The following is a 5,551-nucleotide window of genomic DNA, read 5'->3' on the forward strand; positions in this document are numbered from 1 at the left end:
CGTCCATCATGTGCGGGATCAGGTCCCGCTCGGCCAGCATCGACTCCGGAACCTTCTGGGTCACGAAGACCAGCACGGCTTCCTGGCCGGTCGGCTCCCCGTCGGTCCACTTCACGCCGTGGCCGAAACCGACGACGTTGGCGACCGGCTGCTGCGGACGCAGGAAGTCGGACATCGCCTGCTGGCGGGAGGAGTCACTGACCTGCCCGCCGGTGGGTCCTCGCATCATCTCGGGCCGGCTCACGCCGAACCACCTCTTCCCCGATCCTGGGCCCGCGCGGGCATGCGGACGCACCGTGCGCGGGACCGTGTGTGCGTGGAGCCCGGCCCTGACGAGGGCGGGGACCGGACTCGGTGGGAGTCGCGCGTCGCGCGTGCTCCTGACGGGTGATGCAGGTAAGGGACTGTCTATTGCCGGGGTGGTCGGCGGTCAAGGGGTTCTGCGGGTAATCAAGTCATTCCTGGGCAGATGCCGTTGATGACCTTCTTTGTCATGGTTCGATGGCGGCTGCGGGGGCCGAGTAGCGGGGGCTGAGAAACGGTACGTCCCGTCGAAAGTCACCCTGGATGTCGTGTCCCGTTCACCCGGCGTTCGGCGTGGAGCGGGATGGTGAGCGCCGTCACCGGTCCGCTGCCGGGCCGATGGGGCGAGGGACGCTTGAGGCGCCGGGCCACCGGGCCACCGCATCACCGAGCGACAGATCCGGCCATCCCTGGAGACGAAGATGACGATCAGCCGCGTCAGCCGCACGAGTGCTCTCAGCCGCACCAGCACGATCAGCCGCAGAGACTTCGCCAAGCGCACCGCCTGCACCGGCGCCGGTATCGCCCTGGCCGGCAGCGCGGGCGTCCTCGCCACCGCCCCCGGCGCCCTCGCCGCGGACTCTACGGAGGCCGGTGATCAACTGGACGGCCACGGCAAGAGCCCCGGCTACGGACCGCTCCTCCCGGACCCGGCCGGGCTCCTCGCGCTGCCCGCCGGATTCTCGTACCGCGTCATCACCCGCGCCGGCGCCACCAGGCTGGAGTCCGGCGAGTTCACCCCCTCCAACCACGACGGCACCGCCGCCTTCGAGGGGCGGCGCGGCGTGACGCTGCTCGTCAACAACCACGAGCTGAGCGGCCCGCGCGCCAAGTGGCCGCACCCGGTGCCCCTGGCCGACGGGCTCGTCTACGACCCGGCGGCCGCGGGCGGCTGCACGGTCGTCGAGGTCGGCGCGCTCGGCAGCGGGCCGCGAGGCCGCGGCCATGTCGCCGAGTGGGTCGGCATCGCGGGCACCTCCACCAACTGCGCGGGCGGCCTTACCCCCTGGGGCACCTGGCTGACCTGCGAGGAGACCGAGGACAAGGCCGGCCAGAACGGCATGACCAAGGATCACGGCTATGTCTTCGAGGTCGACCCGCACGACCGGCGGGCGGCGCGTGATCCGCGGCCCGTCAAGGCGTTCGGCCGGTACGCGCACGAGGCGGCCGTCGTCGATCCGCGGCGCGGCCACGTCTTCCTGACCGAGGACGCCGCCGGTCCGAACGGACTGTTCTACCGCTGGACGCCGCCGCATGGCTTCCGGCACGGGCGCGGGGAGCTGCGGCGGCTGGCCGACGACGCGGGCGTGCTCCAGGCGTTCACGTGCTTCGACTCCGGCGGCCGGTTCGTCGACGACCTCGCGCGCGCCACGAAGCCCGGCACGGTCTACGGCGTGGACTGGACCGACGTGCCGGACCGCGACGCGCGGACGGCCTCGGTGCGCAAGCAGTTCACGGACGGCCAGGTCACGCGGGCCCGGAAGCTGGAAGGCATGTGGTGGGGCGACGGCGGCGTCTACGTCGTCTGCTCGTTCGCCCGCCAGGAGAGCCCCGTGCAGCACGACGGGCAGGTCTGGTTCTACGCGCCGAAGCGGCGCACCCTGACGCTCAAGGTGCGGCTCGGCGTCAACGCCCACCCGGAGCGCGAGGGCGCCTTCGACGGCCCCGACAACATCACGGTCTCGCCCTACGGCGGGCTCGTCATCGCCGAGGACGGGGAGGGCGTGCAGCACCTCTTCGGGGCGCTCGACGACGGACGTACGTACCCCATCGCGCGCAACGAGCTCAACATCGGCACCGCGGAGAAGCCCGCGTACAGCGAGTTCACCGGGGTGACCTTCTCGCCGGACGAGCGAACGCTGTTCGCCAACATCCAGGAGCCCGGCATCATGCTCGCGATCACCGGACCGTGGCGGCGCCAGGGCCGTCAGCACCGCTGACGGCGTCCAGGATCTCCGGGCCCACCCCGCCTCGGGAACCTCCGAGGGAATCTTGAGCGCCCGCAGCTGTTGTCACGGATGTGACCTCGGCGCTACGCACGACCCCGTTCTCCATCCTCGACCGCTCCCGCACCCGCGAGGGGCGGGAGCCGGGGGAGGCGCTGCGGGACACCGTACGTCTGGCGGGGCTGGCCGAGGAGCTCGGCTACCGCCGGTTCTGGGTGTCCGAGCACCACAGCGTGCCCGGAGTGGCCGGTTCCGCCCCCACGGTGCTCGCCGCCGCCGTGGCCGCCGCGACCTCGCGCATCCGGGTCGGCACGGGCGGCGTGATGCTGCCCAACCACCGGCCGCTGGTCGTCGCCGAGCAGTTCGGGGTCCTCGAATCGCTCTTCCCCGGCCGCATCGACATGGGGCTCGGCCGGTCCGTCGGCTTCACCGACGGCATCCGGCGGGCCCTCGGCGCGGGCAAGGACGCCACCCGGGACTTCGCCGACCAGCTCGCCGAGCTGACCGGATATTTCACCGGCGACCAGCGCGTCCACCCCGAGGTGCACGCGCAGCCGGCCGAGGGGCTGCGGCTGCCGGTCTTCGTGCTGGCCAACGCCGCCGGCGCGCGGCTCGCGGCCGCCGCCGGGCTGGCCCTGGTCATCGGCGACCTCCGCAGCGGCGACCGGGTGCTCGACGCGATCGAGCGCTACCGGGCGGAGTTCCGGCCGTCCCCCTGGCTGGCCGACCCGTACGTCGTCATCGCGGGCACCGTGGCCGTCGCGGAGACCACCGAGGCCGCCCGCCGGCTGCTGCTCCCGGAGGCGTTCTCGCTCGCCCGCTCCCGGCTGCGGGGATCGTTCCCGCCGCTGGTCCCGGCCGAGGAGATCGAGGCGTTGGAGCCGCGGATGACGGCCAAGGAACGCGAGTACTTCACGGTGGCCCTGGAGGGGCAGCTGCACGGCACGGAGGACGAGGTCGCCGCCGAGCTGGAGGCGGTGATCGGGCGCACCGGCGCCGACGAGGTGCTGGTCACCACCAGTACGTACGACCGCGAGGCGCTCCAGGACTCCTACCGGCGACTGGCCCGCGCGGCGGCGATGAGCTGACCGCCAGGGGCATGGCTCAGGCCATGGCCGCCGCCGCGCACCGCTCCCGGCCCATCGTCGCCAGCCACTCCCGGCGCAGCCGCTCGTACTCCCGGCGCTCCTTGGAGGTGAGACCGCCGCCGCGGCGCGCCGAGGACGACCACAGGGCGTGTATCGCGGCGTTGAGTTCGGCGGCGTCCGGGCGTGCGGCAGCGGGGTCGGAACGGTGGGTGGGCATGAGTACAGGCTAGGGGCAGGCACTGACAACGCACCCCGGTATGCAGGGCGCGGGTGCGTCCGCGAAGCCCTCGGGCCGCCCTCCGGTGGCTTGTTCGGCATGTTCCCGTACGGTCCGCAGGGCACCTTCCGCCCCGTTGGCGGCAGTTCGCGCACCGATCTGGTGAACTGCCCTGATGTAGCAAAACCCCTGATCAGGTGTGGGGTGAGGGGTGTGGGCCCGAGGGCGCCGACCGGTTCGGAGGCGGCGCGGGCGAGGCCGCGGCGCCCGCTCGCCAACGCCCCCCGGCCCGACGTGTCCAAGGTCAGGGGTGCGACCAACGCCACACTGTTCCGGGGGCGTGAAACCGGTTTGTACGGGCGTACGCGCGGCTCCGCGCGCCGTCCGCATCGGACACCTCGTCAACTTCCGGAGCGGAAACGGGCGCTCCGGGCCGGGCCGCGCGACGGGCGGTCGCCGTGGCCGCTGTCGGAGGAGCCGTCGCCGTTGCCCGAGCCCGCTATCGACCAGGCCGTCGCCGCCACGACCAGCGCCACCGCCGCGATCTGACGCACCGTAAGGCTCTCGTGCAGCAGCAGGGCGCCCACGGCGGCGCCGACGGCCGGGCTCAGGGACAGCAGGACCCCGAAGGCGCGGACGCCGACACGGCGCAGGACGGCCATGTCCAGGGAGTACGGAACGAGCGAGGACAACACCGCGACCAGGAGCCCGACGCCCAGCACGCCGGGGTGCGCGGCCACCTCGCGCCCGGCGGTCACGGCGGCCACGGGAGTCAGCGCGCACGCGCCGACGGCCAGGGCGAGGGCGAGGCCGCTCGCGTCCGGGAACCGCTGCCCCACCCGCCGGCTGAGGACCACATATCCGGCCCGGCAGACCGCGGCCAGCGCTCCGAGCAGCAGCCCGGCGACCGGCAGGGCCTGGCCGGGAGCCGTCAGCAGCAGGACACCGGCCAGCGCCAGCAGCGCCGCGGCCAGGTCCCGTACGCGCCGGGACAGGGCGACCGCGAGCGTGAGCGGACCCAGCAGTTCCAGCGTCGAGGCGACGCCGATCGGCAGGAACCTGATGGCCTGGAAGTAGGCGACGTTCATGGCGGCGAGGGCCAGGCCGAGCGCGACGGCGGCCCGCCACTGGCGGCCGTCGGTGCGCCGGGGGCGCGGGCGGACGGCGAGCCACATGATCACGGCGGCGAAGAGCAGCCGCATCCCCGCCAGGGCCGTGGCCCCGACCTGGTCGTACGCGCCCTTGGCCACGGCCGCGCCCATCTGGAGGCTGCGCATCTGCGCCAGGACGAGTACGAGGGGCAACCGGCTGATGGCATGACGGTGCTCGGGCATGGGGCCGGCCTCTCCTGGGTCCTGCCGCGTGTTCCGCGGGCGGGGAGGCCACGAGCGGTGGCCCGGCCGCCACCATGCTGTAATCGTTCAGTGCACTTCAACCATTACGGCGGCGAGGCCGCCCGGCTGGCCGCCGCCCTGGCCAACGGCGGCGAACCGTGGGAGCCGCACGAACTGGAACCCGTTCTGGACGCGCACGGCATCGCCGACCGCCGCCTCACCGCGGCGCAGGTCCGGCAGGTCTGGGAGTGGAGCCGGCGGCTCGGCGCCTGCTTCGGGGCGCAGCCGCTCGACCTGCGCTGCGAACGGATCAACGCCCTGCTGGCGGACTCGGCCAGCCGCCCGTACATCTCCCTGCACGACGGCACCCCGCATCTGCACTACAGCTCCGAGGGCGCCGACCCGGCCGCGCACATCCGGGCCGTCACCGCCGCCGGACTCTCCTACGTCGCGTGCTTCGCGTCCCCGGACCGGCTGGGGCGGTGCGCCCGCGAGGAGTGCGACCGCGTGTACGTCGACGTCTCCCGCAACGGCCGGCGCGCCTACTGCACCCTCAGATGCTCCAACACCGACGCCGTACGCCGTCACCGCGCGCACCACCGGAAGCCGTCCGCGCGCCCGTAGCGCGCGGCGGGCAGGCGCGAGGGCCGCGCTCGTCCGGCG

5 protein-coding genes and 1 pseudogene are annotated in these 5,551 nt (G+C 73.7%); 3 read left to right on the forward strand and 3 right to left on the reverse strand.

The genetic code is table 11. The annotated features are described in order from the left end of the window. Window positions 1–244, reverse strand: a pseudogene (locus tag ACFU99_RS31295) (hypothetical protein); the annotation flags it as partial. 481 nt (window positions 245–725) lie between these two features. Here ACFU99_RS31295 and ACFU99_RS31300 point away from each other — a divergent pair. Beyond that, the gene (locus tag ACFU99_RS31300; RefSeq protein WP_384398434.1) at window positions 726–2,243 is read left to right on the forward strand and encodes an alkaline phosphatase PhoX; all 1,518 of its coding nucleotides are present in this window, start codon (window positions 726–728) and stop codon (window positions 2,241–2,243) included. Window positions 2,244–2,323: 80 nt separating this feature from the next. Then, entirely contained in the window at window positions 2,324–3,337 is a 1,014-nt protein-coding gene (locus ACFU99_RS31305) for an MsnO8 family LLM class oxidoreductase (RefSeq protein WP_384398436.1), read from the forward strand. A gap of 16 nt (window positions 3,338–3,353) precedes the next feature. Here the strand turns inward: ACFU99_RS31305 and ACFU99_RS31310 are convergent, their stop codons facing one another. Both ACFU99_RS31310 and ACFU99_RS31315 read right to left on the reverse strand, forming a co-directional pair. Next, the gene (locus ACFU99_RS31310) at window positions 3,354–3,554 is read right to left on the reverse strand and encodes a hypothetical protein (protein ID WP_384398438.1); all 201 of its coding nucleotides are present in this window, start codon (window positions 3,552–3,554) and stop codon (window positions 3,354–3,356) included. 401 nt (window positions 3,555–3,955) lie between these two features. Next, the gene (locus ACFU99_RS31315) at window positions 3,956–4,888 is read right to left on the reverse strand and encodes a DMT family transporter (protein ID WP_384398440.1); all 933 of its coding nucleotides are present in this window, start codon (window positions 4,886–4,888) and stop codon (window positions 3,956–3,958) included. Window positions 4,889–4,978: 90 nt separating this feature from the next. Here ACFU99_RS31315 and ACFU99_RS31320 point away from each other — a divergent pair, with 90 nt between their 5' ends. Next, the gene (locus tag ACFU99_RS31320; protein ID WP_384398442.1) at window positions 4,979–5,512 is read left to right on the forward strand and encodes a CGNR zinc finger domain-containing protein; all 534 of its coding nucleotides are present in this window, start codon (window positions 4,979–4,981) and stop codon (window positions 5,510–5,512) included. The last annotated feature ends 39 nt before the right edge of the window (window positions 5,513–5,551 follow it).

The organism is Streptomyces sp. NPDC057654, from assembly GCF_042800135.1.
In the GTDB taxonomy this organism is placed as follows: domain Bacteria; phylum Actinomycetota; class Actinomycetes; order Streptomycetales; family Streptomycetaceae; genus Streptomyces.

Excerpts from the sequence above, each read along its gene's own strand:
- ACFU99_RS31315 (WP_384398440.1), bottom strand. The coding sequence starts at position 4,888 with ATGCCCGAGCACCGTCATGCCATCAGCCGGTTGCCCCTCGTACTCGTC.
- ACFU99_RS31300 (WP_384398434.1), top strand. The coding sequence starts at position 726 with ATGACGATCAGCCGCGTCAGCCGCACGAGTGCTCTCAGCCGCACCAGC.
- ACFU99_RS31310 (WP_384398438.1), bottom strand. The coding sequence starts at position 3,554 with ATGCCCACCCACCGTTCCGACCCCGCTGCCGCACGCCCGGACGCCGCC.